A 25,365-nucleotide genomic window follows, 5' to 3' on the forward strand; every position below is an offset into this window, starting at 1 on the left:
CGCCTTTGTCCGGATGAATATATGACACTTTTAGAAAATATGTACAAATGATACCGTATGACTTCAAGTCAAACACTCACCTGCGGACCGCTGATGCCTAGAAAACTGCCTGCACTCAACGCCGACAACCGCGCCTTCTGGCAAGGCGGTCAACAGGGCGAACTGCTCGTTCATCGCTGCGCAGCCTGTAGCCGGTATTTCCACCCGCCCGCCCCGCTGTGCCCGCATTGCGCAAGCTTTGACGTCGCGCCGCAAGCGGTGTCCGGCAAGGGCAAAGTGCTCAGCTTCACCATCAACTATCAGGCTTGGACCCCCGACCTGGAGGTGCCCTATGTGGTGGCAATCATCGAGCTGGTTGAACAACCCGGCTTGCAGTTCGTGAGCAACGTGGTGGGCATACCGGTCACGGATGTGCATATCGACATGCCGGTACGGGTCAGCTTCCTCAATGTCGAGGATGTGTGGTTGCCTCTGTTCGAGAAGGATCAGTGATGTTCGATCATCGTTATGAGAAAGACGTAGCCATCACCGGCATCGGCCAATCGGAAGTCGGGCGACCCTCGAACAAGTCAGCGATGCGCCTGACCCTGGATGCCTGCCTCGAAGCCATTGCCGACGCCGGCCTGCAACGCAGCGACATCGACGGCGTAGCCTGCTGGCCGGGCGACAACAACAATGGCGACCCGTTTTCACCGGTCGGTCCCAGTGCGCTGAAGAGCGCCCTCGGGCTCAACGTCAACTGGTTCGGTGGTGGTTATGAAGGGCCCGGCCCGCTCACCGGTGTGATCAACGGGGCCATGGCGATTGCGGCGGGCCTGTGCAAGCACGTACTGGTGTTTCGCACCATCACCGAAGCGTCGGCGCGCATGGTCAACAAACAGGCCGGTGCACTGACCAACAAAACCCAGGGGCGCGACAGCAGCTACGCCTGGCAGTGGTTTACGCCGTTCAATGTGCAATCGGGCATCAATCTGATGGCGTTGTATGCTCAGCGCCACTTCCATGAGTACGGCACCCGACCGGAGCAGCTGGCGCAAATAGCCCTTACTTGTCGCCAGAACGCCATGCGCAATCCGAAAGCGCTGTACCGCACGCCGATGAGCATGGATGACTACATGGCCTCGCGGATGATTTCGACGCCTCTGCGCATGTTCGACTGCGACGTGCATTGCGATGCGTCCACCGCCATCATCCTGTCCCGTCGTGATATCGCCCAGGACCAGCCGAACAAACCGATCCGCATCGAGGCCATGGGCGCAGCGTTGAACCAGCCCTGGTCGTGGGATCAGATCTCCCTGACCAAAATGGCCGCCTTCGATGTCGGCGAGATGATGTGGGCGCGCACCGACTACACCCCGCAGGATGTCGAATCTGCGCAGTTGTATGACGGATTTTCGATCTTGACCCTGATCTGGCTGGAAGCCCTGGGCCTGTGCCCCACCGGACAAAGTGGTGCGTTCGTCGAGGGTGGCACGCGCATTGCGCTGCAGGGCAGCCTGCCCATCAATACCAATGGCGGGCAGCTGTCTGGCGGACGCACCCACGGCTTGGGTTACGTGCATGAAGCCTGTCTGCAACTGTGGGGTCGTGCCGAAGGCCGGCAAATCCGCGAACACCGCGTCAGCACGGTGGCAGCCGGAGGCGGCCCGTTGGGGGGCAGCCTGCTTCTGGTTCGCGAGTAACGGCGCGCCTCAGTAGAGTACGCCGGCTACTTCTCTACAGAACTCGATCAGCGCCTTGCCCAGTTCGGCAAGGCCCTCTTCATCCCGTTGGCCACGGAACATCACCGCTGACACGGTGAAATCGATGCTGTTGGTCGGTGAAAAGACCGGCGCTGCAATGGCTAGAATCCCTCCCGAGAAATGCCCATCGTCCATTGCCCAACCGCGCTCGGCAGCTTCCCGGACCTCTTCGCGATAGACCTCCAGCGACAGTGGCTGGGCCCAGCGAATCGTCTCGAAGCTGCTCTGTACTTCCGGGTCGTCGAGGTCGATCTGTGTGGCGAACAACCGGCCGCTGGCGCCCATCAGAATCGGCAGACGCTGACCTTCGGCCATGTCGATACGCACATCGGTCGGGCTCGCAGCAGAGCTGACAATGACGATTCGGTCAGGGCTCATTTTGCGCCACAGGGTGATGGTCACCCGCTGGCGCGCAGCCAGGTTCTGCAACAGCGGTTTGGCCATCTGTACGCGATGACCTTGGGTCACCAATTGTTCGACCAGACGCGCCAGGCCCAGGCCCACGGTGTAACGCTTGGAAAGCGCACTGAAATCGACCACCTCCTCTTGCACCAGGGTACGCAGGATGTTGAAGCAGGTGCTAGGGTTGATTTTCAGTTGCCGGGCGATGTCCACTGAGCGTTCCGGCGTACCCACCTGACTGAGATAGCGCAAGATGCGTATGGCGTTAGAAACCGGCTTGACGAGGGTTGCGCCGGCCGATTTGCTGCTGTCGTTGACGTCAGTGAGTTCCATGCCCGATCCAGTAACTTTAGAGTGGCGCCATTCTAGCCTGAGAATGATTGGCGCCGTAAAAGTTTTATCTGGGAATTACTCGATCACTTCAATCGGTTAGTTTCACTGGCGGCTGATAGATCAAACGGCGGGTTTGCAGATCTTCGCGACGAAAACGCTCGATGAGACGCTCTTGGGCATGGTCGGCCTGGGTCACCCGAACCTGTTGGCGCAAGTATTCCAGCCAGGACTCGACAATAAAGCGCTCGCTGTAGAGTTGCGGGTCCGCCATGTCGCGGTACAAACGCCAGTTTTGCGCGCCGTTGCGCCGTCGTGCCTTGCCTACCGTGTACACCGCGGCAAGAAAGTCATCGCGATCTGGCGCCGCCACCTGGTACACAATCTCCACCGATACCGGTCCATCGGAATGGGACACTGGACTGGCCAGTTGCAGTGTGTCGGTCAACTGAACCTCGGCAAAGTCTGCTTCCTGGCCCAGCTCCACATGGCCATTGCGGGTCAGCGCGATACCGACCAGCAACAACAGTGTCGAGAGCAGCAAGCTCTGGCTCAACCCCAGGTATTCGGCCAATGCCCCCCATATCGCACCTCCGGCTGCCATCGCGCCCATCAGGATCAACACATAGACCGATGCGACCCGCGCGCGCACCCAGTTGGCGGCATAGGTTTGCACCACCGTGGAAATGGTCGCGTTGACCGCCATCCAGCCAAACCCCGCCAGCAGCATCATCGCGCAGACCGCATAGCGGTTGTTGGATAGCGCGGCAGTGAGAGTGGCGAGGGCAAAGGAGATGGCGCCGCAAACCAGCAGATGACGCATGCCCAGTACGCGATACAGCCGCGGCAAGCCGAGTGCAGCCAACACGGCACCGGCACCAAGAAACGCCATGAGCAAGCCATAACCACCGGCATCCATGCCCAATTCCTGCTTGGCCACCAGTGGCATCAAGGCCCACAAAGCGCTGGCACTCATAGTGAACACCAGAACCTGCTTCATGGCGCTGAACAGGACCGCTGAATGCCGGATGTAGCGCAGGCCACTGCGCATGCCGCCGGTCATGGTTTCCGGTGGCAAGCCCACGGTGGGCGGGTTGGGCGCGATACGAAAGAGGAAGAGCAGCACCGCGAACATACACAGCGCGATTACCAGAAATACCGAGGTCGTGTTCCAGTACGCAATCAATGCACCCGCCAGCGCGGGGCCCAAAGCGCGGGTGGCATTGATGGAAATTCCGTTCAAGGACACTGCGGCCGGCACTTGGTCGCGGGGCAGTACACCGACCATGGTCACCATCCACGCCGACATGCCCAACGCACTGCCGGTACCGAGCACAAAGGTAAACGCCAGCAAGCCCCAGGTTTCCAGGTGCGCGCTGTACGCCAGCCCACACAACACCAGCGCGGCGAACAGCATCATGCACTGGGTAATGATCAGCCAACTGCGACGGTCCACCCGATCGGCAATCACCCCACCGGGAAAGGCAAACAGGAACACCGGCAGGGTCACGGCGGTTTGCACCAGAGAGACCATGGCTGCCGAGGTCGTCAATGTGGTCATGATCCACGCCGCGGCGACCGTCTGCATCCAGATAGCCATGTTGACCACTGCGGCTGCCAGCCATAAGCCGCGGAACGCTTTATTGCGAAACGGCGCCCACGCCGAGCCCTCGCTCATCTTCACTCCTCAGCGGCTACGCTAGTCAAAATCAGGAATTATTTGTCCAGCGGCTGACCCAGTCGCCCCATCGCCCGCGAAGGGCTGAGCTGACGCGGCTGAGCGATGGAATTGCGCAGTTGGCCGATGCCTTCGATTTCAGCGTCGACCCAATCACCCGGCTGCAGAAAACGCCCGCTTTCCAGCCCTACACCGTGGGTTGAGCCAGTGAACACCAGATCGCCAGGACGCAGACTGATGCGTGCATCCAGATAATTGAGCAACTCGTCCAGGGGAAAAATCATTTGCCGCGTATTGTCCTGCTGGCGCACTTCGTCGTTTACGCTCAGGCGCATATCCAGTGTCGGTTGCCCGGTAATGCCCAGATCGTCGGCGGTCACAATCCAGGGCCCCACTGGCGTGGTGCGGTCCATGGATTTCTGGGTCAACAGGTCAAGACGACCAATCTGCTTGCCGGCATCCCGCGCGCTGATGTCATTGCCTACGGTGTACCCCAGTAGGCAAGCGCTGGCATGGGGTTCATCCAGCAAAGGGCGACCCACCACGGCGACGAGTTCCACCTCGTAATCAAGCTGGGTGGTCAGCGGCGAATAATCGATCTCGTCATTTGCACCGACCAGCGCTGACTCAGGTTTCATGTAGGCCAGCGGGTGCGCCGGCGCCTCACTGCCCAGACGCTTGAGGTGGCTGAGGTAATTGAGGCCCACACCAAATACCCGGCTGCCCGGTTCCAGCGGCGCAAGCAGGCGCGAAGCCGACAACGGCAACCATTCGCCACTCAGGTCCAGGGCGTCTGGCGTAAGATCCGCCCCTAGCCCGGCCCAGTGGGTGAACGGCGCATGAATACGCCGCAGGCGGTCAGTTTGCGCATCCAGCAACGCCCAGAACGCTTGCCCGTCCACCTCGACCCGCGCCAGGCGCATATCAGCGCTTGGCCAGGTACGTCGGCAGGTACTCGGCGTCGAGTACTTCTTCCGGTGTCTTGACGCTGGCACCAAGAATTGGCCCGACCATTTCGTGGCCCCACAGACTGAGCTTTTCCGGATTCAGCTCGTAGGGATCGCCTTGCCATGGCTCGATTTCAGCAATGGTCTCAAAGGCAAACCCGGACGGATTGAAATGGTAGAACGACAGATGGGGGTCCTGGGCATGTTGGCCGAGGGTCATCATCATCGGCAGTTCACGCTGACGCACGATGTCGTAGGTCTCACCGACATCACGCACGTTGCGCACAAACAGCCCGACATGTTGCACGCCCATGCGACCCGGGCCGTGGCCATACGCGATGTCATGACTGGTGTGATGGTTGAGTTTGGAGCGGAAGAAACCGGTTCGTCCTTTGCCCGCACCGGCGCCATACCAGCTGAAACCCATGACGTTAAGCAGGAAGTCTTCCAGTTCCGGCGTGTAGTCCGGGGTGATCAGCACCACATGACCCGCACCCCGTTCGTCGGCAAGGAAACCACTGTGCGGACGGCCCGGCTGGAACGAGCGCGGCAGCCATTTTTGCCCGTAAAACAGTTCGTGCTGATACCCCACCGGATCACGAAAACGCACCAATTCACGCACGCCACGCTTTTCGCACAGTTCGGCATCACCGCGGGTGAAGTCGACATTGGCGGCCGCGAGCTTCTTGATACCGTCCTCGAACGCCATGCGTCCCACCGCTTCCCAGCCGATGTAGACAATTCGGTCTACCTTGCCTGGATGAAAAGCGAAGCGATGGCGGCGATCATCGATTTTGAAGTACAGCGAATCGGGATCACTCTCGGGGTTCTTGCCGATGCCAAAACCCATCACCTGCGGGCCATACTCACGCCACGCTTCGAGATTGGGGGTCTCAAAGCCCATGTAACCGATACCGATGATGTCCACGTTATTCACCTTGTTATTGTTCGAGATGAAAGGGTGCCGGTAGCCCCTGTCGGAGCGCCGCGCGTGCTAGATCGCGAGTAACCCGCCATCGATGACGAAGTCCGAACCGGTAATGAATGAAGCTTCATCCGAGGCGACAAAGACCGCCATCGCCACCACTTCCTCGGGTTCGCCGGGGCGATCCATCAATACGCCATCCAGCAACATGGCACGCATCTTTGGGTCTTCCAGAAACGGCCGGGTGCCAGGCGTCGCGACAAATCCCGGGCTCAAACTGACCGCACGGATACCGAACGGCGCCCCTTCTACCGCCAACTGGCGAGTGAAGGACACCACAGCGCCCTTGGCAGCTGAATGCGCGGAAATGCCGGCAACTTTCGAGCCACCCCAGGCGGCGGTGGACGATACGTTGATGATCACCCCGCGCTGTTCGGCCAAGTGGTGCCAGGCATATTTGGTCGTATAGAACAGCAGGTCGATTTCATTGCGCATGGTGTACTGCCAATCTTCGATCGACAGCTCGCTGACCAGCCCGAAACGTGCGGCGGAAGCGTTGTTGTAGAGAATGTCGATGCGCCCGTGTTCAGCCACGGCGGCATCGATCCAGGTCTTGGCCTGTTCGTGATCGCCCAGGTCCACGGGTGCCGAGCCGTACAGGGTAAACCCCTCGGCTCGCATCAATGCTGCCGTCTCCTCGTGACCTTCGGCGTTGAAATCGCAACCGACCACAATCGCCCCTTCGCGGGCAAAACGCAGCGCCGCAGCCCTGCCCTGGCCGCCGCCAGTACCGGTAATCAGCGCGACCTTGTTTGGTAATCGTCCCATTAGCACATCCTCACCTCAGTGGTTATCACGTTGCAGCTGACGCTCACGCCATCAAACAGCGTCGTCATCCGGGGTGATGGGCTCAAGCCAGATGGCCTCCGCGGGGCAGGCGGCCGCACCCTCACGCGCCTCCTCCTCCAACTCCGGCGGAACCCGGGCGTCGTCGAGGTACACCATGCCATCGGCATCAAGCTTGTACAGGCTGGGACAAATCGCAGCACACAAACCATAACCACAGCAGCGGCTTCGGTCGGCCACTGCTTTGAATTGCGCTTTTTCTGAACTCATTTTTTTCTCCTTTATCAGGTTCAGCCTTTGCAAATTATGAACACTTATTTATTTTATGTGCAATTAATTTTTAACGCGGATATGCTGAGACACATCCGCTGTCGCTAATCACTGCCTTGGCATCAAAAGGGGTGAATCGCAGCAGGATGTTGAACACGGCTGGCTTCAGAGTGATTCAACGGTGGGTGCAACGCATGAGATTCGTTTGTCCGTTAGTCAGATAGCTGCGCTGGACAAAGCCGAATTTCTGATTTTATTCTGATTAAAAAACCAGATTCTGTTCAAAGAATCTGCTGGCGGTGATCCACATCACCACTTGTAGCAGTGCTTGGCTCAACAAAACCTATAAGGAAGCCAACTTCATGCACCCGTCTAGAAACGAAGCGGCAATCGATCTACGCGAATTTCGCCAAAGCTGGAAAATCCTGATTTTGTCGGTCGCCGGAGTGGCCATCAGCATCAACGCCGCCCTGCTCTATGGCTTCGGCACACTGGTCGTGCCGCTCGGCGATGCCTTTGGCTGGAGCAAAAGTGAACTGCAAGCCTGCATCACCTTTCTGTTTGGCGGCGCGGTGGTGTCATTGCAGTTGGTGGGTTGGTTCAACCTGCGCTACGGCATGAAGCGCGTGACGGTTATTTCCCTGCTGCTGTTGTCACTCGGCTACCTGGCGACCACGCAACTGACCCAATCGATCTGGTCGATGTACATCGCCTTTGCGCTACTGCCCATCGTCGGCATGGGCGCGCTGGCGGTGACCTGGACCCAACTGATAAGCCTTTGGTTCGACAGCAATCGCGGCCTGGCGCTGGCCATTGGTCTGTCCGGGACCGGCGTCACCGCCGCCACCATTCCTCGCCTGATGGCGTGGGGTATCGAGCAATGGGACTGGCGCGCGGCCTTCGTGATTCTCGCGCTGCTCAACCTGTTGGTGCTGCTGCCGCTGATTCTGCTGTGGTTCAAGCTACCCACTGTTGCAGGTCAGCGTGACGACGGTCATGCGCTGGAGCAATTGCCCGGCATGTCTTTTCGTGAAGGTATGGGCTCGCTGAAATTCTGGACCTGCAACCTGGCGCTCAGCCTGGTGATTTCTTCGATTGTCGGCATGGTCACCAGCACCGTGCCCATGCTGCAAGCCCGAGGTCTGTCGGCCGGGGACGCGGCCACCATCTTCAGCTGCTTTGGTATTTCGCTGATCTTCGGCCGCATGCTTATCGGCTATCTGCTCGATCGTCTGTGGCCGCCGATTGTGTCTGCGATCAGCCTGGTGCTGCCCGCCGTCGGTTGTTTCATCTACCTGAGCCCGACCACCGAATTTGCTCCGCTGATGCTGGCGGCGGTGCTGGTGGGATTCGGCGCCGGGGCGGAGTTCGATATTGCCGCATTCCTGATTGCCCGCTACTTCGGCTTGCGCGAATACGGCCGCCTGTTCGGTGTGCATCAGGGCCTGAATACCGTGGCCTCGGCGCTGGCGCCGCTGCTCTTCGCGTACATGCTGGCGCGCACTGGTTCGTATAACGCGATGCTGGTTTACAGCGCCGCATGCTGCCTCATCGGTCCGCTGTTGCTACTGACCCTGGGGCGCGTACCGCACTTCAATGCGCAAACCATTCCCAGCCAATCCTGAGCCCCCCAACAAGAATCGGAGCAGAACATGCCCACATTGACGTTTATTGAACACAACGGCACCGCCCATCAGGTCAAAGGCGACATCGGCCAATCGGTGATGCAAGCCGCGACCTTCGCCTCGGTGCCGGGTATTTCTGCCGACTGCGGTGGTGCCTGCAGTTGCGCCACCTGCCACACCTATGTCGACGAGGCCTGGCTGGGCAAGGTGCAAGCGGCGGAAGGCATGGAGAACGACATGCTCGAGTACGCTTTCGAACGCCGTGACAGCAGCCGCTTGAGCTGTCAAATGATCATCAGCGAAGACATGGACGGCATGGTTCTGCACCTGCCGTCGTCGCAATTCTGAATGCGCTTGAAGGAGCTCCCATGACCCTCGCCTCAGTCGTTATCGTCGGTGCTGGCCAGGCCGGATTTCAGGTCGCTGCCTCCCTGCGTCAGGAAGGCTATGACGGGCGCATCACCCTGATCGGCGATGAGCCAGGCCTGCCCTACCAGCGCCCGCCATTGTCCAAGGCTTATCTGCTTGGCAAGATCCAGGCGACCAATCTGCTGTTTCGTCTTGCTGATTTCTACACCACCCAGCGCATTGAACTGCTGCATGACCAGGCGACCGCGATCGACCGCCTGAACCGACGCGTGGTGTTGGCCTCGGGTGCTGCCGTCAGTTACGACCACTTGGTGCTGGCGACCGGAGCCCACAACCGCCCCCTGCCGGTTCCCGGCGCAGAGCTGCCGCAAGTGTTCGGTATCAAAACCAAAGCCGATGCCGATGCCCTGGCGCCGCTGGCCAAAGAGGCGCGCAACGTGGTGGTGATTGGTGCCGGGTTTATCGGCCTTGAGTTCGCGGCGGTGGCCGCTGCCCTAGGGGCTAATGTGCACGTACTGGAGCTGGGCGAGCGCCCCATGGCCCGCGCCGTTTCGCGGGAGATGTCGCAGTTGTTTCGCCAGGCACATGAGGGCTGGGGTGTGCATTTTGACTTCCGCCAGGGCTTGAGCCGAATCGACGGCGACAACGGGAAGGTGTGCGCGGTGCAAACCGGTGACGGACGTGCGCTCCCTGCTGAACTGGTGGTGTTTGGTATCGGTGTGATCCCCAATGCGCAACTGGCGACTGAAGCCGGTCTGGACATCGAGAACGGCATCAAGGTGGACGCCAGTCTGCTGACCTCTGACTCACAAATTTCCGCAGTGGGGGATGTCGCCAGCTTCCCGTGCCTGCAAAACAATGAGTTACACACTCGCCTCGAGTCGGTGCAGAACGCCGTCGACCAGGCCCGCGCCGTGGCCGCACGATTGATGGGCAAACCGGCGCCCTATAGCGCCCTCCCCTGGTTCTGGACTGATCAAGGCAACTTGAAGCTGCAGATTGCCGGTCTCTCCCATGGCTATGACAGTACCGTCGTGCTCGGTTCAGTCGAAGAACATCAAGCGTCAGTGCTGTGCTTTCGCGATGACCGTCTGGTGGCCGTGGAATCCTGCAATCGCATGGGCGATCACATGGCGGCGCGCAAGATTCTCGCCCGCGCACCCAAGCTGACGGCGGCCGAGGCCGCCGCTGACGGATTCGACCTGAAAGCCTGGGAAGCGGCCAACCGCGACTGAACACCGCGCTGATCTTTCACGCACGCTGCCGCGCCCGCCTCAGAGCTGACGCGGCATTTTTTTGCACAACGACTGGAGCGATGCAATGAACAAAGTCTGGTTTATTACCGGTGCGGCCCGAGGTTTGGGTGCCGCTATTGCCAAGGCCGCATTGGCAGACGGTGACCGCGTGGTGGTCAGCGCCCGACGTATCGAAGCGCTGGAAACTGTCTTCGCCCAGTACGGCGAACGCGTGCTGGCCGTGGCCCTGGATGTGACCGACGAAGCCCAGGCATTGGCAGCCGTAGAGACCGCCATGGCGCATTTCGGCCAAATCGATGTGCTGGTCAACAACGCCGGTTATGGCCAACTGGCGCCGTTTGAAGACAATTTCGCCAGCGACGCCGACCAGCAATTCGCGACCAACGTATTTGGTGTGTTCAACGTCTGCCGCGCCGTGCTGCCCGTCATGCGTCAGCAACGCAGCGGCAGGGTGTTCAACGTGTCTTCAATGGGGGGCGTGGTCGGGATGGGCGGTGCGGCGCTGTACTGCGCGTCTAAATTTGCTGTGGAAGGTTTTTCCGAATCCCTGGCCCAGGAAGTAGCGCAGTTCGGCATCAAGGTCACGCTGGTGGAGCCCGGGGTTTTCCGTACAGACTTTCTCGACCCCAGCTCAGCGGTCTTCGGTAAACGCGGGCTGGAGGATTACGCCGCCTTCACCGCCAAGGTCAAAGGCGCTTCGGCCGCCTACAACCATCAGCAAACCGGCAACCCGGCGAAACTGGGCGATGCGCTGGTGCACCTGGCCAACAGCGAACATCCACCGTTGCGTTATCTGGCGGGCTCCGACGCTTATCAGCAGGTCAGTGATAAGCTCAACAGGATGCTCGCGGAAATCGAGCAATGGCAGCAGTTGTCCCATTCCACCGATGGTGTCTAGGCGCCGACGCGCACAGCCTTTCTGACGAGGCTGTGCGCAACGATTACTGGTTGATGAAGTAACGCACGGACAACTTTCCATCTTCGAACCGATACAACTCGATCGTTTCGATGCCACCTTCCTGCTCGCGAAAGGCGTTCAGGTGATGGCACGCCGCTTCATTGCCATTGAGAATGCACTGGCGTACCTCGACGCGAACCCTGGTTTGCTGCTGCGCCCACATGCCTTCCAGCACCTGCCATGCATCAGCCTGCGGCTTGCCGACGTATTCGATACTCAAGCCGTTGGCCGAGACGCTGCGGTAGTGAGCGAAAAAGCCCTCCTTATCGCCCCGGTTCCAACAGTCGATCTGCCCGTGTAGAAAGTGCTCGATTGCGTATTTGTCCATGCTCATATCATGTTCATCCTCGGGTGGGTTCAGGCGTGTTGCCGTTGCGCAGTTTTTGCTGACGGGCGAGAAATGCCGGCTCCATCCTCAACCACAGCAGAATGGTCGGGCCGATAATGGCGCAGCAGAAACAGCACACCAGCACGGCGGAATAGCTGCCGTACAGGTCATAAAGATGGCCGAACAGCATGGGCACCAGACCGGAAACTATGGTGATCAGGCACAGGTGCAGGCCAAATATCCGCGCGTAGTCTTTCAAGCCGAAATAGCGCGCCATCAGGAATGCTGCCAGATCGAACTCAGCCCCGGCACTGGCGCCGATGCACAGGGTCGCCAGCACCAGCAACGGTGTGTTCTGCGCGCCGCCAAAGAGAAAGATCGCGCAGCCCAATGCGGGTAGCGCCAGGCTCACGGCGGCCACCACCGAAGGTGAATAGCGGTCCAGCAGATAACCCACCAACAAGCGTCCGCCGATGATGGAAATACCAAAGGTGCTGAAGATCTGGCTGGCTTGCTGCGCACTCAGGCCCTTGCTTTGCAGCATCGGCACCATGTTGGTGACCATGCCGACGGTCAACGACACCGACAATATCAACGCGACGTTAAAGCCCCAGTACATCCCTGAGCGCACTGCTTGTTTAAAGGACATGCCGGACAGCTCCGGAAGTTCCTTTTGCGTCGTCGTGTCAGGACTCGCGAGCAGCGCCGGCATGCGCAACCACATCAATGCCAAGGGCAGCGTAAACAGCAACGGCATCGCGCCCAATGCAATAAATCCGGCTTGCCAACCGTAGGCGGCAATCAGCCGCGACAACAAGGGTGGCAGAATCATCGCCATCAGCCCGGTGCCACACAGAATCACAGCCAACGCCAGTCCACGGTTACGCTCGAACCAGAGGTTGACCAATTGTGTCCAGGTGATCGCAATGGTCCCGGCACAGATGATGGGCATGCTGAAAAACGCCAGGTACAACCAGCCGATTGAACCTTGAATCCGCGTGATCGCAAAGTAACCGACGATCTGCAGCACAATCGAAACAATCGCCACCCGGCGCAGACCGAAACGACGGTACAGCCAGCCGACCAGTTGCGTGGAAATCGCCACCCCGGCGAAGAGAAAGGTGATGGAGGCTTGCAAGTCGCCACGGCTCCAACCGAACGCCTGCTCCAGCGGAATCACCAGTGTGCCGAAGGCGTACAGCAACGCAGCGGTAATGCTGGTGCAGATGCCAAACAGGCCTAGGACAACCACGCGCCAGCCGCGCTTGAACTCGGAAAAATCATTGCCAGCGTGGGCTGTGGTGCTGCTACTGCGTGTATCCGATGTCATGACCTGACTCCCATCGCGCACGTGCGACTTGATTAATGGCCCTTGAGGATTTCTTCGACTTTGGGCAGCGCGATCATGGTGGCGCCGCCATCCACCAGCAGCGAGGTGCCGGTGATATAGGAAGCCTCGTTGGAGGTCAGAAACAGGACGGCGTTGGCAATGTCGGCGGATTCGCCCAAACGCCCTACCGGGAAATGTGCGGCGAGTTTATGCGGCAGTTCATTGCCAAGGGTTTCGAGCATGTGGTCAGTGCCGATCAGTCCAGGCTCGACGACGTTGACCAGAATGTTCATGGCGCCGAATTCCACCGCCAGGCCACGGGCGAAGGCATTCATGAAGGCTTTGCTGGAACCATAGGCAATCAGTCGAGGGGTGTATTTACGGTTGGCTTCGCCGGACGAGATGAAAATCAGCCGGCCTTTGTCGACCGCTTTGGACAGGTATGGTGCGCTGTCCTTGGCCAGCCAGAACAGCGACTGAATATTGCTGCGAACGATGTGATCAAAGGTGTCATCGGCCATTTCGGCGATCAGCCCGTGGCTGGTATCGGCGGCGCAATGCACCACGATATCCAGACCACCAAAAAGCTCTACACCACCTTGCACCATTGACTTGATCGCCTCGCGGTCGGCGATGTCGCCACCGACCAGACAGGCTTGCGCGCCCAGGGCCTTGATCTGGGCAACGGTTTCCTCGCCGTATCGAGCGGTGCGTGCTGACACGACCACCTTGGCGCCCTCTCGGGCATAGGCCAGGGCAATGGCGCGACCCATGCCTCGGCCGGCACCAGTGACCAGCACGACTTTGTCACGGAATTTCATCGTGATTCCTCATTGTTGTTATTAGAGAGGCTACTGATGCAGCGTATGCGCCGGATAATGATCGCAACCCGGCGCACCCGGCTGATTACAGGTCCTTGCCTGGAACGTTGCGGGCCGAGCCGTTACGCCGGTCCGATTCGCCCCAGCCCAGCCAGTGAGACGGCTCGCGGGTATCGCCCACCCGGCGCCAACGGCCTTCCTGCTGCGCCGTGATCGGGAAGCCGCCGACGAAGTCGATCATCTCGCCCTTCTCGTCCGGCAGGAACTCCCACGCTTCCTCGCCTTCAAGCACAATTTTCGCGGACTTGAGGAAGTAGCTGCCGTCCTTGTGCTCGGTGTGTCCTTCGATATCGGTGGTCACCCGCACTTCGCCTTTTTCATTGTTGAAAATGGCGTAACCCAAGTGGTCGTGACCGACCATGAAAGAACCGGTATCCCACGTGCCGTCTTTATAAACGGTGACGAAAGACCACCAGATCACATGCTTGTTGTTGTTCACCACCAGGTCTTTCTTGAAGTGGATGGCGCCGCCTTCAGCCATGTAAAACTGATCCAGTGCCATCGCGCCTTTGACTGGACGCCCTTCGCAGACGCCGGCGATGTCCCACAACTGCGAAACGTAGAAAGTGCCCCATTCCACGCCGGGTAAATACCACTGCAGTCCCGGACCGAGCAGACGTCCTTCGAGGTGAAACAGGCCTTCTTCTTTCCAGGTCAGGCGTTCGCTGCTGGCCGTTATTTCCCAAGCGTTACCGGCTTCACCCGGTTGGCTGGCCCAACGTGCGACATCGCCTTCCAGACTGTGCACCGGCAGCGGCGTCAGTGCCTGACGGGCCATTTTTTTGTGATCCATGCGCAGGTGAACGTTGTCGACATGGTTGTTCAGGTAGAAGAACTTGGTTGGATTCGGCGTGCCATTTGGCGCCATCAGCGAGCGGACGAAGGAATAGATATTGCCTTGCTCATCGCGCACCGATCCGAACGGCGAACTCTTGCTCAGGTGCAGGCCGAAGAAGCCGCGCTCGGATGACATCGACGCGCCCGTGACCTGGTGCGGCCCAACCAGTTGTTGAAAGCCGAAATCACCGCGTTCTGGAATGGTTTTAAACGTTCTCATAATGCCCTCTGTTGTTTTTGTTGAGGCAGGGAAACGGGAGTGCACCGTGGCTCAGTCCCAGATCACCGGGAGCGTGGATACGCCACGCAACTGCGCGCCGCCGATCTGCGGGACGGGTTGGCTCGGGTCGAGGCGCAAGTTAGGGAGGAGGTCGAGGATTGCGTTGACCGCGCAGCTGATCTCCACTTTGGCAACGAACTGACCGATGCACATGTGCGGGCCGAAGCCGAAACCGAAGGAGGGTTTGGGCTTGCGGTCAATGTCGAATTCATCGGGGTTTTCAAATGCGTCTTCGTCGCGGTTGGCGGACACCACCATGCACTGGACGAACGAACCCTTCGGGATTTTCACGCCATGAAATTCCACTTCTTTGGCAGTTTCGCGCACTTTGAAAGTGGCCACCGGTTCAAATCGCGTGGTTTCATCCATCAGCTTGCCGATCAGCGAGCGGTCGGCCTTGACCCGGTCCAGTAACCCGGGTGTGGTGAGCAGCAAGGTCATCACCGAGCCGAACATGCGCGTGGTGGTTTCGCCGGCGGCCGGCAACAGTGAGCGAGTGAAGGTGATCACCTCGTGGTCATCCAGCGTGCGCCCTTCGTATTCCGCGCGCAGCAAACGACCGACCACATCATCGCCCTGGCTGCCCTCGGCACGACGTTGCACCACGACCTCGGCAAGCGCGTCGTACAGACCTTTGACGGCGATCCCAGCCTGTCGCCGCGCTTCGACCATTTTGCTCGGGTCAATCTGGTTGCCGCCGACAATGGCCAAGGCCCAGGCCGCGTATTGCTTGTACTTGGAGGGTTCATCCGAGGGGAAGCCCATCAGGGCGTACATGACGCGAATCGGCAGCTCGAGACCGAACTTCATCAAGTCGGCGTTCTTCGCCGGCAACATCGGCAGGATGTACTCCTCACGGATGACCTGGTCGATCTGTGGGCGCCACTTGTTCACGGTCTCCGGCATGAACGCCGGTTGCAACAAGGCACGCACTTTGCGGTGCTCGTCACCGTCCATGGCCAGAATGATCAAACCATCGAAAAACGCTCCCAGTCCTTCGGCAATAAATCCACTGGTGTAAGTTGCACCATCGCGCAGAACCGTCATCACGTCCTGGTATTTGAACAAGGCGAAGGTCGGGCGAGTACCCTGCTGGGTGCCGGCATTGGTCGGGACGCCAAACTGGGTGATGAAGTCGCCTTCATAGATGGGCGATTTCAACCGTTGCTCGCGGCACACCGCGTGAATATCCAGGTCGGTGCCACGATACATTTCCGACACGGCGGAGTATGCGGTTGCCAGGTCCAGTGCTGCGCTTTCGTTGCTCATCAGGATCTCCAGTCTTGTTTTTGTTCTTCTTGCATACCAAGATTGCCCGGCTGCCACCCCATGGTATGCGGTTGTCTCTACACCGGTGACCCGCTTCGTTTGACTCGGGGTCAAACGAAGCGCTCAGGGAAAATGCTTCAAAGTATGAATAGCCAGACCCATTCAGGCATAAGGAGTACAAGGTGGCGGTAAAGGCAGGCGAAGGTGGCGAACAGGGCAAACGCAATACGATGAATCGCCTGCTCGCGGCAGCGCGCGTGGAGTTCGCCAGAAAAGGCCTGGCCGGGGCGCGCGTGGAAGAAATTGCCCGGGAAGCAGGCGTCACCAAGCAGCTGGTCTACCACTACTACAACTCCAAGGAAGGCCTGTTTGTAGCGGTACTGGATGAGTCTTCGGACAACATCATGTCCGAGCTGGTCAACCTCAATGTCGAAGAGCTTTCACCGCCAGTGGCGATGCGCGCCGTGCTCAACCATTTTTTTGACCAGTACCGTCTGGACCCCTTCCTCGGCAGCCTGGCGCTGGAAGGCATTCGCTACCATGACACCCACGAAACACCGCGTAACCACTTTCTGGAAATGGCACCGAAGCTGATTGCCAAGCTTGACGCGATTCTGTTGCGCGGGGCGGCCAGTGGTGATTTTCGCGCCGGCATCAATCCGCGTTTATTGTTGGCCAGCGCTTCGTTGGTGACTACGGGCTGGTTTACCAATCGGTATTCGATGTCGGCACTTGCAGGACTGGATACGGACTCGGAGCAAGGCATGGCCACGTGGCGGCAGTACTCGGCGGATTTTGTGCTGGCGAGTATTTCGCTGGGGGCAGAAAAGAACGTCGACGGCGTTTAAGCGCCGTTCACACACTCTCGCCCAATGAGCTTTCCCTGCTCGCGAAGGCGGTGGGTCAGCCCACATTCATGGGGACTGACACTCCCTCTTCGCGAGCAGGCTTGATCCCACAGTGGGTTCTCTGTGGGGCTTGGGATCAGCGACCCGCTTTAGTCAGCCTTTTTACGCAAATACTTGCTCACCCGCTTGGCTGCCAACCGCCCGGCCATGCCATTGACCCCGCCGCCCGGATGAATGCCGGCACTCCCTAAATACAGTCCCGCCACAGGCAAGGTATCGCCGCCCAAACCGTACGCCGGTCGCATGGTGCTCGAGCGCATCGAGGTGGTGTCGATATGCACCACGCAGCCATTCACTGTGTTCAAGCGCGCAGTAAAATCCGGAGCCGCCTCGATGTGTCGACCAATCACCTGCCCCTCGATCCCATCGATGTAGTCATACAGCTGTTCCTGCACCTGGTCGGCCACCCGCTCACGCAGCGCGTCCCAACCTTCATTGGGATTGACCGGCATTACCGGCGGATAGATGTACAACACATCCTGCCCGGCTGGCGCTTGTGAAGGGTCGGCCGCACTCGGCGCGGCCACGGTGATATAGGGCAACTTTGGCACTTCACCACGGGCGCAGGCGGCGAAGTTTTCCAGCACGGCTTCTTCGGTGCCGATCAGCATGACGGTTTTACGCAAATCAACGCCGTCGCCACGAATGGCAGCGAAACGTGGCACAGAAATCTGCCCACGCAAGGCAACATCTATCTTTAGCGGCCCCGAGCCTTTGCCGTTGGCCGGTGCCATGGCAATGCGTGTCAACAGGTGTTGGGGAATCTCGCCGGGGGTAACCATATCCAGCGCCGGCTTGGGGTGGCAGCCAGCAATGACTGCCCGTGCGGTGAACTGACGACCATCCGCCAGTTTCGCGCCTTTGATCTGACCGTCCCTGGCAACGATTTCACTGACGCTGGCCGACACCAGCACTTGCCCGCCCAGCTCTTCCAGTCGAGCCTGCATGGCATTGCTCAACTGCTGCATGCCACCCAATACCCGGCCCACGCCAAAACGATGGAGGAAACCGAGCAAGGCGTAATAGATGCCACCGCCATCGGCGCTGATGTCCCCCGCCAGTCCAGTGAGTGCGCACATTGCCGAAATGGTCACCGGGTGTTCGAAGCGCTCACGCGCCGCCTGCAATGCAGAGCCCGTCATCAGCGCCATCAATTCGGGTTTCAGCGCTTTGTGTTTGATTGCGGTGCCGAGCATTTTCAGCTTCACGCCGAGGTTTGTTTTGGCCGGGTCGACACGCATCATCGGCAACGCGATATCGAGGAACATGTCGATGACTTTCATGAACTGCAGAAACGCCTCGGCGTCCTTGCTGCTGAACCGGCGGATCTCGGCGGCGGTTTTCTCGCGATCACGCCAGAAGATCAGAGATTGCCCATCCGGGTGCAGGTACACATACCCCGGCGCAAGCTCTATCGATTTGAAACCGTGTCGATCAAGTCCCAACTCCGCTGGCACATGGGAATGCACGCGCATCGACATCATGTCCAGGGCACAGGGATGAACCAGATGCTGCGGCGCTTCAGGTATCAGGTAACCCGAGGAGGCCATCCCGCCGACCTTGTCCAATGCCTCCAGAACCAGCACCTTCTTGCCTTCCAGGCCCAGGTAGCAGCCAGCCGAAAGGCCATTGGTGCCACCGCCGACGATGATCACATCAAAATCCGTAGTGCTCGCATTTTGGTTCTGGTTCATCAATTAATTCCAAGTCGAAGTTCAACCACGGCGGCACACGGCGGCTATGGCGGCAAAGATCAGCCGCGGCGCACCGCACCGGGTGCGCCGGGCAAGGGTTACATGCCGGTGCGACCCATCTGCGCAAACAGCGCGCGCATCGCCACCAGGGAGGGGGTGTGGCTGCTGAAACCACCGTCGGCGACCAGCGTGGTGCCGGTGACGAAGGAGGATTCGTCACTGGCCAGGAACGCCACCACATCGGCAATCTGCCGAGGCGTGCCCAGCTCGGCGGTGCAGTGGTTGTCGCGCAGGATGTCGAGCAAGGGTTCAGGCATGGCGTGTTCCGAAGGCGCCAGGCCGATCTGCACGGCGTTGCCGCGAATGCCTTGTTTGCCGTATTGCGAGGCGACCATGCGCGGCAGCATCATCAGCCCCGCCTTCGAGGTGGCGTAGCCGGTCAGGGACATATCGCCCTGCATGCCCAGCCCCGAAGTGGCGAAGATAATCGAGCCCTTGCCGATCTCCAGCATGACCGGTATCACATGCTTGGTGCACAGCACCGCGCCACGAAGGTTGACGGCGATGGCGCGGTCCCAGGCCTGCATGTCGAGATTGACGAAATCGCGGTCCAGCTGACGTTGCTCGGCGTTCAGGATCGCCGCGTTGTTGTGCAGAATGTCGATACGGCCAAAATGCTGTTTGACCTGAGCAACCATCGCCCGCACGGCGTCTTCCGAGGACACGTCAGTGGCGATCGCCAAGGCTTGATGACCCTCGGCGAGGAGTGATTGGGCCACGGCTGTGGCCCCCTCGAAATTGATATCGACCACCGCAATACTTGCACCATGCGACGCCAGCACCCGTGCGCACTCAGCGCCCAGGCCGCCACCGGAGCCGGTAATAATGGCCACTCGTCCTGCCAGTTTTCCTGTGCTCATGTTCTGTTCCTTATTGTTTTGGGTGGCGCTTTACTCGCCGGTAAACCGCGGTTCGCGCCGCTCGCTGAACGCTTGGGCCGCCTCGCGGGCATCCTTGGTCGGGGCCAGCAAGGCGAACAGATCAAGCTCCAGATCCAGGCCACGTTTGAGGTCCATGTCCAGTGCCGCCCGAGCCGCTTGTTTGACAAAAGCCGACGCGGTGGGTGGTTTGCTGGCGATGCGCTGAGCAAAGGCACGGACTTCGTCCAGCAGGCTGGCATTGTCACTGGCCAAGCGACTGACCAGACCAATGCGCTGCGCTTGCTCGGCACCCACCCGGTCTCCGGTGAGCAACATGTCCAACGCCTGGCCCGGCGCGACCACTCGGGAAAGCCGTTGCGTACCACCGCCACCGGGAATCAGCCCCAGGCCGGTTTCCGGCAAGGCGAACACGGCATCGGGCGCGGCGAAGCGGATGTCACACGCCAGCACCAGTTCCAGCCCACCGCCCATGCAATAACCATGAATAGCAGCGATCACCGGTTTGCTGATGCCGTCCAGGGCTTCGATCCAGCGCACCTGTTCCATGCGCTGCCGAACTTGCAGGCTCGATTCCGGGCCGCGGCGCTCCTTGATATCGGCCCCCGCACAAAAGCCCCGCTCCCCTTCCCCACGAATCACGATCACGCGAATGTCCGGGTCTTGCTGCAGCAGCGCCAGTGCTTGCGGCACGCCCTGACGAATGTCGTCGTTGATGGCATTGATCTGCCGGGGCCGGGTCAGTACCACCCAGCCCACCATGGAATCACGCTCAAGGCGCACCGCGTCGTTGATCAGCACGGGAGGCTGCGGTTTTTGCGCTGTGCTCATACAGGGCACTCCTCGAACTCGAAGACCTGGCCATTGAGTTCTTGTGGATCGATCTTGATCAACGCACGGCCGCCGACGGCCTCCGAGGATTCGATCCACTGGAACCGCGTGCCGCGAGACCGCAGATCCTCAGCCTTGGCCGCCAGGTCGTTGACACCGATGCGGATGTAGTACGGACCCGGCCCCCAGTTATTGACGTAGTGGCCGGCGTCGGTGTTCCAGTGCGTCGCCTCGAGCACATCGAGGGTGGCACTGTTCGGCACGGTAAAACCCATTCGCGCACGGCGATAACCTTCGCTGCCGATGTTCTCGACAGGCCCGCTCGGTTCCCAGTCAAGGTTGGTCGAGACCTTGCGTAGGGTTTCGTCGAGATCGCGCACCAGGAAGCCACGAGCAGTGACGCGGACCATGTCGCCAGGCTTGAGATCGCGCGGCTGCATCGGCGGTAACTGATAGGTTTCCGGCGGCATCTGCAAAGGCTCGGTCGGCATGATTTCAATGCACAAACCGCCATCCACAGTGGGTTGGTAATACGGTTGCTCGGGAGTAGCACCCAGCCATAAGCGGTCGAAGGGCATTTCCGGGGTGCGCTGCGCCATGCGGAACGGCAAGCGACGACGCATCAGTTTGTCGACCAGCGCGTCGAACTTGTCCCCGTGCAGGGCCAGCACGATGGAGTGCGTGAGCATCGGCCGATGATGCCCCTGGAAATCCTTCAGGCTTTCCAGAAAGTCATGGAACAACGGATCACCGGGGTTCGGCCGGTCCAGGTGCCATTGCGGTTCGATGCGCGTGGGCGACACCGCCAGGGATTTGTGCACCCGCAGGAAATGCGCAATGTACGGGTGATTATCGAACGCCTGGCGCCAGCGTTCGTGTTTGTAGATGCCGAGCTTGTCGACCAACATTTCCGTCATGCCGTCCGGGTCCGGAACCATCATGTCGGCACTCATCAATAACTCGAACATTGTTCTCTCCTTGCAGTTGCCAGCCAGGTCTGTGCCCGGCTATTAGTCAGCGGACGCGCCGGGGTAAGGCGAGTTCAGTCAATTGGGATGCAGGTGCGCCGGCCGCGGGTTTGCGCGGTTCCTGCTGGGCGCGCGCGTCCTCCAGATCGAGGGTCACGCCGGCCTTGGAGTTGCCTTTAGGGTTGAGCAGGTAGTGCGAGAGGGCCGGTATCAGCACCAGCGCACCGAGCATGTTCCACAGGAACATGAAGGTCAGCAGAATGCCCATGTCCGCCTGAAACTTGATCGGCGACCAGGCCCAGGTAATCACCCCGGCGGCCATGGTCAGGCCAACGAGGGCAACGACACGACCGGTGAAGTCAAGCGAGCGGCGATACGCAACCGCCAGGCTGCCACCGCGTTCCTGCACGGCCAGTTGCACACTGAGCAGATACAACGCGTAGTCGACCCCGACACCGACACCCACGGCGATGACCGGCAACGTCGCCACTTTCAGGCCGATGCCCAACCAGACCATCAGCGCCTTGCAGATGATCGTGGTCATCAGCAAAGGAATCAGCGCCACCAACGTTGCGCGCCAACTGCGGAAGGTCAGCAGGCAGAGCAAGGCCGTAGCGCCATACACCGCCAGGTACATGGTGATGATGCCCTTCTCTACCTCGATGTTGGTGGCGGCTTCGATGCCGGCATTACCTGCGGCCAAGAGGAATTCCACGGGCTGTTCAGCGCCAGCGGGACTGTTATTTTCCTTGGCAAACTCTTCTGAGACCTTCAAAACTCGGCTCAGGGTGTCCGCTTTGTGATCGGCCAGGTAGGCGATCAATGGAGTGACCGAGCACTGCTGGTTGGTGATCCCCGGAGCAGAAATCATCGCCGCATCCACCGCCGAGTTGGTGATCGCCTGGTCACGGCTGATGCTCAGCCATTTAGGGCTGCCTTCAGCCATGCCAGAGCTGATCATCCGCACGGTTTCGGCCAGCGACTGGGTCGTCTGTACACCGGGCGTCTGGCGCAGGCGCCAGGCCAGTTTGTCCATGCTTTGCAGCGACTGGTACAGACGGCAGCTGTCTTCGTTGGTCTTCATGATGACCACAAACTGGTCACTGGAAAGTCCGTAGTGGCTGGTGATGTAGGCATTGTCGAGGTTGTAGCGCGAATCCGCGCGCAACTCGGGCGCGCCGGGGTCCAGATCGCCCACCTTGAGGTGCATCATCACCACACTGCAACCCAAGGTCACCAGCAGCGACAAGGCGATGACCGCCGTGGCCCACGGACGTTCGGTGAAGCGGTCGAGACTGTGCCAGAGGTGTCCGAGCAAGCCCCGATTTTCTGCGCCCGCCTGATCTTTGGCGATGGCGATACGCGCGGCTTTCTTACTGACGCCCAGGTACGACAGCGCCACCGGAATCAGCAGTAGTTTGGTGAAAATCAGCACGGCGACACCGATGCTGGTGGTCAGGGCCAGGTCGCGGATCACCGGGATATCAATGATCACCAGCACGGCAAAACCGACGATATTGGTCAGGAGCGCCGTCAGACCGGTGAGAAACAAACGGCGGAAGGTATAGCGCGCAGCGATGTATTTATGGGTGCCACGGCCAATGTCCTGAAGAATGCCGTTCATTTTTTGTGTGCCATGGGAAATCCCGATGGCAAAAATCAGGAACGGCACCAAGATCGAGTAAGGGTCCAGTTCGTAACCGAGGATTTGCATCAAACCCAGCAGCCACACCACCCCCGCCACCGCCACGCTCACCAGCAGCAACGTGCTGCGCAGGCAGCGGGTATAGAAATAGACGAACAACCCGGCGATCAGTACCGATGCGCCAAAGAACAGCATGACCGAATACAGGCCGTCGATCAGGTCGCCGACCAGCTTGCTGAAACCGACAATGTGGATGCCCACCTTGTCACTTTCCAGCGAGCGAATCTGCGCTTCCAGCTGCTTGGAAAAATCACCGTAATCCAGGGGTTGCCCGGTCTGCGGATTGGTATCGAGCAGCGGCGCGACGATCATGCTCGACTGACCGTCGTTGGCCACCAGGTTGCCAATGATCCCGGAGCGCATGATATTGCGGCGCAGGGCCTTGATCGACTTGTCGCTGCCATCGTAATCCGATGGCATGACCGCACCGCCATCAATGCCCTCCTCCGTCACTTCTTTCCAGCGAACGATGGGCATCCACAGCGATTTCATCCAGGAGCGGTCGATTCCCGGAATCAGGTACAGGGTGTCGTTGACCTTTTGCAGCGCCAGCAGATAGTCGGCGTCGTAGATATCACCGGATTTGTTTTCCACCACTACGCGAATGCTGTTACCCAGGCCCGGTAACTGGTTTTTATAGGCCAGGTAATTCTTGATGTACGGGCTGGAGCTGGGAATCATTTTCTCGAAGCTGGCATTCACCTGAAGCCGTGTAGCAAAGAAGCCCAACACCACCGTGGCGAGCAAGCAGGCAACGACGACCACCATGCGATGACGGAAAATGACCCGTTCAAACCAGCCACCGGAGTTTTTGTCAAAGTCCTCCAGGTTGGCAATCACTGGCATCCCGCTGTTGAATTTTTGCTCGACCATTTTTTCTTTCTCGTAGGGGAATCGTGCCGACGGCGTTAGTTGGCCTGGGCGATATCGATGACCTTGGCGCCGCTGAAGCGCGTGACAAGCAGGCTCCCAGCCTGTTTGGTGGCACTGGCTGCATACACCTCGCCTACCCGCGCGTCTGCCAGCGGCGTGACCTGCAAACTCTGCCGGTCAACACTGACCAGTTGCCCACCCTGGCTCACGACGATCAAGGCATCACCCTGCTCGACGATGCTGACGAGGCTGCTATTGAGATTGGTTGCCACCGGCTGCCACTGCTGGCCGTCATCACGGCTGGCAAACAGATTGCCGCGCAGTCCGTACGCCAGCAGCAGACGGTCGAAGGCGCGCACGCCGAAGTACGTGCCTGTGTAGGGCGTATCGATTTTCACGAAACGTTGTTGCTGACCATCCAGGCGCAGCAGCAGACCCTGCTCACCGCCGATGTAAAAAGTGCCGGCCTGTTCCGCCAGGCCATACAGGTGCATGCGCCGATCGTTGTCACTGCGCTCGGTCCACGGTTGCCAGTTCTGGCCGTCGTCCGTGCTGTGCAACAACAGGCCGAAGGCACCCACGGCAAACCCGCTGCCGTGCTCATCGAACATCACATCGAGAAAAGGTGCGGCCAACACGTCCGGCGTCGCCGAGGTACCGGCAGCCATCGCCACTTCCTTGAGCATCTGGGCGGCGACTTCATCGCCTTGTTCAGCGCGAGGGCCGTAGTAAGCGTTAAGCAAGGTCAACAGGCGGCGCCCGTCGAGTTGCACTTGCCAGCTGTCACCGCCATCGGTGGTGTGCATGACCACCGCATCGTGACCGACGATCCAGCCATCACGCTCGCCGCGAAACCGTACCTGCACCAGATCGCTGGACACCGGGCTAGCGACCTGTTGCCAGGTGCGGCCTTCATCGGTGGAGCGCTGGATCAACCCGTGCAGGCCGACGCCGATCATCGTGTTGCCCGCCGTGGCGACCGACAGCAAGGGTGCGGGCAGGTGTTCATCGACCCGCTGCGCTGGCACGTCGAGCGAGTCGGCCGACAACGCGACGGCGCTGTAGGCAGGCGTTGTCAGCAATGAGCTCGCGCCGACCGTCAACGCGACAGCCAGGAGCAGGCGCGAAGTGGAGAGAAGAAAAGAAGCAGGGCAAGGGCTAGTCATTATTTTTAT

At 59.7% G+C, this 25,365-nt stretch carries 24 protein-coding genes; 7 read left to right on the forward strand and 17 right to left on the reverse strand.

Features of this window, described 5'->3' with window-relative positions; translation table 11 throughout:
- Positions 1-93: 93 nt before the first annotated feature.
- A complete protein-coding gene (locus ACRC4F_RS07145; RefSeq protein ID WP_083377286.1) occupies positions 94-492 on the forward strand; it encodes a Zn-ribbon domain-containing OB-fold protein in 399 nt (132 codons plus the stop codon).
- On the forward strand, positions 492-1,682 hold the full coding sequence (locus ACRC4F_RS07150; RefSeq protein ID WP_083376132.1) for a thiolase family protein: 1,191 nt from the start codon (positions 492-494) through the stop codon (positions 1,680-1,682). Before ACRC4F_RS07145 ends, ACRC4F_RS07150 begins: the two co-directional genes overlap by 1 nt.
- Before the next feature lie 9 nt (positions 1,683-1,691).
- On the opposite strand, the gene ACRC4F_RS07155 is transcribed toward ACRC4F_RS07150, so the two are convergent.
- From ACRC4F_RS07155 to ACRC4F_RS07180, 6 genes are all read right to left on the reverse strand, one after another.
- The gene (locus tag ACRC4F_RS07155; protein ID WP_438658682.1) at positions 1,692-2,477 is read right to left on the reverse strand and encodes an IclR family transcriptional regulator; all 786 of its coding nucleotides are present in this window, start codon (positions 2,475-2,477) and stop codon (positions 1,692-1,694) included.
- Between the two features lie 88 nt (positions 2,478-2,565).
- Positions 2,566-4,152 carry an MFS transporter gene (locus ACRC4F_RS07160; protein WP_438658683.1) on the reverse strand — a complete coding sequence of 529 codons (1,587 nt, stop codon included), beginning with the start codon at positions 4,150-4,152 and terminating at the stop codon, positions 2,566-2,568.
- Positions 4,153-4,190: 38 nt separating this feature from the next.
- A complete protein-coding gene (locus tag ACRC4F_RS07165) occupies positions 4,191-5,075 on the reverse strand; it encodes a fumarylacetoacetate hydrolase family protein (protein WP_438658684.1) in 885 nt (294 codons plus the stop codon).
- Between the two features lies 1 nt (position 5,076).
- Positions 5,077-6,027: a VOC family protein gene (locus ACRC4F_RS07170; RefSeq protein ID WP_223434405.1), complete on the reverse strand. Its 951-nt coding sequence runs from the start codon at positions 6,025-6,027 to the stop codon at positions 5,077-5,079.
- 66 nt (positions 6,028-6,093) lie between these two features.
- Positions 6,094-6,852 carry an SDR family NAD(P)-dependent oxidoreductase gene (locus tag ACRC4F_RS07175; protein ID WP_438658685.1) on the reverse strand — a complete coding sequence of 253 codons (759 nt, stop codon included), beginning with the start codon at positions 6,850-6,852 and terminating at the stop codon, positions 6,094-6,096.
- A 51-nt stretch (positions 6,853-6,903) separates the two neighbouring features.
- Positions 6,904-7,140: a ferredoxin gene (locus tag ACRC4F_RS07180; RefSeq protein ID WP_273921636.1), complete on the reverse strand. Its 237-nt coding sequence runs from the start codon at positions 7,138-7,140 to the stop codon at positions 6,904-6,906.
- A gap of 362 nt (positions 7,141-7,502) precedes the next feature.
- Here ACRC4F_RS07180 and ACRC4F_RS07185 point away from each other — a divergent pair, with 362 nt between their 5' ends.
- From ACRC4F_RS07185 to ACRC4F_RS07200, 4 genes are all read left to right on the forward strand, one after another.
- Positions 7,503-8,765, forward strand: a complete 1,263-nt coding sequence (locus tag ACRC4F_RS07185; protein ID WP_083376126.1) for an MFS transporter — start codon at positions 7,503-7,505, stop codon at positions 8,763-8,765.
- Between the two features lie 27 nt (positions 8,766-8,792).
- Positions 8,793-9,113 carry a 2Fe-2S iron-sulfur cluster-binding protein gene (locus ACRC4F_RS07190; RefSeq protein WP_020300799.1) on the forward strand — a complete coding sequence of 107 codons (321 nt, stop codon included), beginning with the start codon at positions 8,793-8,795 and terminating at the stop codon, positions 9,111-9,113.
- Between the two features lie 20 nt (positions 9,114-9,133).
- Positions 9,134-10,369 (forward strand): NAD(P)/FAD-dependent oxidoreductase, encoded by a 1,236-nt coding sequence (locus tag ACRC4F_RS07195; RefSeq protein WP_438658686.1) that lies wholly within the window; start codon positions 9,134-9,136, stop codon positions 10,367-10,369.
- 85 nt (positions 10,370-10,454) lie between these two features.
- Entirely contained in the window at positions 10,455-11,288 is an 834-nt protein-coding gene (locus tag ACRC4F_RS07200) for an oxidoreductase (RefSeq protein WP_438658687.1), read from the forward strand.
- Positions 11,289-11,331: 43 nt separating this feature from the next.
- On the opposite strand, the gene ACRC4F_RS07205 is transcribed toward ACRC4F_RS07200, so the two are convergent.
- The 5 genes from ACRC4F_RS07205 to ACRC4F_RS07225 form a co-directional block, all read right to left on the reverse strand.
- Positions 11,332-11,682 carry a nuclear transport factor 2 family protein gene (locus tag ACRC4F_RS07205; RefSeq protein ID WP_438658688.1) on the reverse strand — a complete coding sequence of 117 codons (351 nt, stop codon included), beginning with the start codon at positions 11,680-11,682 and terminating at the stop codon, positions 11,332-11,334.
- A 7-nt stretch (positions 11,683-11,689) separates the two neighbouring features.
- Positions 11,690-13,006, reverse strand: coding sequence for an MFS transporter (locus ACRC4F_RS07210; RefSeq protein ID WP_438658689.1), 1,317 nt, complete (start codon positions 13,004-13,006; stop codon positions 11,690-11,692).
- A 32-nt stretch (positions 13,007-13,038) separates the two neighbouring features.
- Positions 13,039-13,827 carry an SDR family NAD(P)-dependent oxidoreductase gene (locus ACRC4F_RS07215; RefSeq protein WP_438658690.1) on the reverse strand — a complete coding sequence of 263 codons (789 nt, stop codon included), beginning with the start codon at positions 13,825-13,827 and terminating at the stop codon, positions 13,039-13,041.
- 85 nt (positions 13,828-13,912) lie between these two features.
- Entirely contained in the window at positions 13,913-14,944 is a 1,032-nt protein-coding gene (locus ACRC4F_RS07220; protein WP_438658691.1) for a hypothetical protein, read from the reverse strand.
- Between the two features lie 51 nt (positions 14,945-14,995).
- Positions 14,996-16,273, reverse strand: a complete 1,278-nt coding sequence (locus tag ACRC4F_RS07225; protein WP_438658692.1) for a cytochrome P450 — start codon at positions 16,271-16,273, stop codon at positions 14,996-14,998.
- 182 nt (positions 16,274-16,455) lie between these two features.
- Between ACRC4F_RS07225 and ACRC4F_RS07230 the strand changes: the two genes are divergently transcribed.
- Positions 16,456-17,121 (forward strand): TetR/AcrR family transcriptional regulator, encoded by a 666-nt coding sequence (locus ACRC4F_RS07230; protein WP_223434415.1) that lies wholly within the window; start codon positions 16,456-16,458, stop codon positions 17,119-17,121.
- 149 nt (positions 17,122-17,270) lie between these two features.
- Here ACRC4F_RS07230 and ACRC4F_RS07235 read toward each other — a convergent pair whose 3' ends face one another.
- The 6 genes from ACRC4F_RS07235 to ACRC4F_RS07260 all read right to left on the reverse strand — a co-directional run bounded on the left by ACRC4F_RS07235 (position 17,271) and on the right by ACRC4F_RS07260 (position 25,356).
- Positions 17,271-18,875: a phytoene desaturase family protein gene (locus tag ACRC4F_RS07235; RefSeq protein ID WP_438658693.1), complete on the reverse strand. Its 1,605-nt coding sequence runs from the start codon at positions 18,873-18,875 to the stop codon at positions 17,271-17,273.
- Between the two features lie 98 nt (positions 18,876-18,973).
- On the reverse strand, positions 18,974-19,795 hold the full coding sequence (locus tag ACRC4F_RS07240; protein WP_438658694.1) for an SDR family NAD(P)-dependent oxidoreductase: 822 nt from the start codon (positions 19,793-19,795) through the stop codon (positions 18,974-18,976).
- Between the two features lie 30 nt (positions 19,796-19,825).
- Positions 19,826-20,644 (reverse strand): enoyl-CoA hydratase/isomerase family protein, encoded by an 819-nt coding sequence (locus tag ACRC4F_RS07245; RefSeq protein ID WP_223434420.1) that lies wholly within the window; start codon positions 20,642-20,644, stop codon positions 19,826-19,828.
- Positions 20,641-21,612: a lactoylglutathione lyase gene (locus ACRC4F_RS07250; RefSeq protein WP_438658695.1), complete on the reverse strand. Its 972-nt coding sequence runs from the start codon at positions 21,610-21,612 to the stop codon at positions 20,641-20,643. Before ACRC4F_RS07250 ends, ACRC4F_RS07245 begins: the two co-directional genes overlap by 4 nt.
- A 46-nt stretch (positions 21,613-21,658) precedes the next feature.
- Entirely contained in the window at positions 21,659-24,190 is a 2,532-nt protein-coding gene (locus ACRC4F_RS07255) for an efflux RND transporter permease subunit (protein WP_438658696.1), read from the reverse strand.
- A gap of 35 nt (positions 24,191-24,225) precedes the next feature.
- A complete protein-coding gene (locus ACRC4F_RS07260) occupies positions 24,226-25,356 on the reverse strand; it encodes a WD40/YVTN/BNR-like repeat-containing protein (protein ID WP_438658697.1) in 1,131 nt (376 codons plus the stop codon).
- Positions 25,357-25,365: the final 9 nt, after the last annotated feature.

This window comes from Pseudomonas sp. (assembly GCF_051660785.1).
Classification (GTDB): Bacteria; Pseudomonadota; Gammaproteobacteria; order Pseudomonadales; family Pseudomonadaceae; genus Aquipseudomonas.